The 2,109-nt window shown below is 64.1% G+C and carries 3 protein-coding genes; 2 read left to right on the top strand and 1 reads right to left on the bottom strand.

The genetic code is table 11. The features are described 5' to 3' along the window. Positions 1-485: hypothetical protein (locus tag BZL64_RS18620; RefSeq protein WP_208639470.1), on the top strand; the 485-nt coding region annotated here is incomplete at its 5' end. A 138-nt stretch (positions 486-623) separates the two neighbouring features. After that, positions 624-875 (top strand): hypothetical protein, encoded by a 252-nt coding sequence (locus BZL64_RS18625; RefSeq protein ID WP_086770327.1) that lies wholly within the window; start codon positions 624-626, stop codon positions 873-875. 56 nt (positions 876-931) lie between these two features. Here BZL64_RS18625 and BZL64_RS18630 read toward each other — a convergent pair whose 3' ends face one another. Then, on the bottom strand, positions 932-1,297 hold the full coding sequence (locus BZL64_RS18630) for a hypothetical protein (protein WP_086770328.1): 366 nt from the start codon (positions 1,295-1,297) through the stop codon (positions 932-934). Positions 1,298-2,109 lie beyond the last annotated feature (812 nt).

Genomic DNA, 2,109 nt, shown 5'->3' on the forward strand with positions numbered 1-2,109 from the left:
GCGTGACGGCCGTCACGCGCGGAGGGAGCGACATGGCATTCATCTCGAAGAAGAGCCCAGAGCAACAGGCGCAGGCGGCTGCGGAGAAGGAGCGCAAGCGGCAGGAGGCAGAAGAGAAGCAGCAAGCCGAGCGACTCGAACGCGACCGACGCGCGTTCCTCTCCACACCTGTGGGTCAGGCACGCCAGTGCTTCGAGCAGGGGGACCTTGTGTATCAGTGCTCAATGGACGTCATGAGCCAGCAAGCGGTCATCGTCGCGATGGTTGGCAGCACAACCACCAAACAGACGACAGATCCCCTAGTCGTCCTCAACGCCGTATGCCGAGAGGGCTGGGAGCTAGTGAACGGTTCTTTCGTCTTCGTGGAGCAGGGACAGCAGAGCCGCGACAAGTTCATGTCGTCCGGTCAGAACGTAGCCATTAAAGGTGAGACCGTGGGCTACTACCTCTTCAAGCGCTGCGAGGCGAACCGACGCGAAGCTTGACCCACCGCCGGAAGGTGACGAGGAGTACGTCTCCGCGGCGCCATGGGCCGAAGAACGTGCAGATGTACGCGGAAGAGCTAGAGGCCTGCGAGGGCGTCTCTGCAACGTCGAGACGTACTGCGTGAAATCGGGGGACTGATGGGAAATCTAGGCAGGTATCAGGAAATCACGACGCTGGCGAAGAGGGCGGGAGGCGTCGACAAGCTCATCAGCGCCATCGAGAAGGCCGCGTTCTCGAAGGGTGCGGCTGTGGGCGCGGTGGTCGGCGGAGCTGCGGTCAGCGGAGCCGCTGTTGCGGTCAAGCGCTACCAGTCTCGTAAGGCGCAAGCCAAAGAGGCGAAGGAACAACTGAAAGCGGCAGTCCAGGAGTCCGAGGCCAGCGACTCCTGAAACGAGGTGCCCGAGCTCACCACCACAGTTGGAGAGCGTGTTTGCGGCGCTGAGGTTCAGCAGGCGTCTGGTCGTGGCGGTCCTGGTTGGGTCTGCCGGACGCCGGTGCATGCGACCAGCGGGCTGCCGTCCTCGGCGAGGAACAGCATGAAGAACCAAGTCCCGTCGGCAGTCCTGATCTGGCCCAGTCGGACCGGCCGGTCGTAAACGTCGAGGCGTTGCACGGCCCGCGCTAAGCCCAGGGTCTCTATGCCCCTCCGCACGGTGTGACGGAGTCGGCGCCCGTAGACCGCCGCGAGCGACTTGGGCGACGTCGTTCCGTCCCAGATGACGTAAGAAGCGCCGGCGCGGAGCGCAGCCAGAGCGGCCGATGATGTGTCGTCGCCACCGCTCAGCAGCTGTTCGAGCTGTTCCCGTTCCATGACCGCCCCCCGTCGGGATCCTGCTGTACAGCAACGAGGCACAGCAACTTGGTCAGAACGCCACCGCAACTCGATGGCCAGGGACAGATCGCTCTGGCTACGCTTCAGGGATGTGTCGGTATGCGGCTGCCTACAAGCCCCACTTCGTGTGCTTGGCCTGCCGGTCTTCGTTCAAGCAAGGCTTGAAGCCGTCCGGCGATCACCTCTGTCCTCGCTGCCGTCAGCCAATGGTCAACGCCGGTTTCGACGTGGCCATTCCGCGCCGCAGAGACAAGCGGGGCTGGCGCACCCTTGAGGCCACTCTCCGAGCCGGGATCACCTTCCACTCGTGCGGTTGCAGTGGGCCGGGCTACCGCCCCAGAACGTGGTCAGAGGTTCGGGAACGGCGTACCGCCGCAAGCAGGCTTGGTCTCAGCGAGTTCGACGCACTCCAACAACATGATCCATGGACAGCGCCACCGTCCGAGCAGTGAGTGTCTAACTGTGTGACAACGCCGACGCACAACGACGGACGACCGCGAACGTCGGCGGACCATCAATGCAGATGAGTGGCACACCAGCCCCAGGCGGCGCCCCCACCCAAGTTGCTTCGGGACGAAGCAGTCGTGCCCAGCTAGGGACGGCTGCCGACGGGATCCGACGCGCCAACCCAGTGGCGGCGCGGCCAACCTCTGGCCAATCAGGCGTAGACGGCGCCCAGTGAGATGACGCTTCCGCAGGTCAAGCCGCATTGGGCCGTGCAGATCCGGCCGGTCTTGAAAACCGTCGTGGCGCGAGTCACCGTGGGTTCAAATCCCACACCCACCGCGTAG

Source organism: Streptomyces bobili, assembly GCF_002154575.1.
GTDB classification, from domain to species: domain Bacteria; phylum Actinomycetota; class Actinomycetes; order Streptomycetales; family Streptomycetaceae; genus Streptomyces; species Streptomyces bobili.